Annotated in this window: 1 pseudogene; it reads left to right on the top strand. The window is 65.6% G+C overall.

The features are described 5' to 3' along the window. Positions 1 to 456: pseudogene (locus GPT33_RS16030) on the top strand (acetate kinase); the annotation flags it as partial. Positions 457 to 524: the final 68 nt, after the last annotated feature.

Here is a 524-nt window from a genome sequence, read left to right as displayed (position 1 = left end):
GCCAAGAACCTCGGTCTGGATACGGATGCCATCGAGGATCTCCTGAATCGCCAGAGCGGTCTCTTGGGGATCTGCGGCGTGAACGACATGCGCGAGATCGACCGTCTGGCCGAGGAAGGCAACGACGGCGCGGAGCTTGCCATCGGCATCACGGCCCATCGCATCAAGAAGTACATCGGCGCCTACTCAGCCGAGCTCGGCCGGGTCGACGCCGTCGTCTTCACCGGCGGCATCGGCGAGAACGCCGCCGAGATCCGCTGTCGTGCCTGCGAGGGTTTGGAAAACCTCGGGATCAAGATGGACGACATCGCCAACTATGCCCTCGAAGGGCGCGGCGAGCGCTGTATCAGCACACCCGAGAGTGCCGTTCAGGTGCTGGTGATTCCCACCAACGAGGAGCTGGAGATCGCTCAGCAGGCCCTCGCGGCCGCCTCGGAGGCGCCGAGCGAAGGATGAGCCTTCGGGCTTTCCGCCACAGGTCGGGCAACGGCCGGCGGCTGGCGGCCTGGCTCCCTTTCCCGGAT

The sequence above is a fragment of the Thiocapsa sp. genome, from assembly GCF_011390875.1.
GTDB lineage: Bacteria > Pseudomonadota > Gammaproteobacteria > Chromatiales > Chromatiaceae > Thiocapsa.
This window is presented reverse-complemented; position numbering and strand designations above follow the sequence as displayed.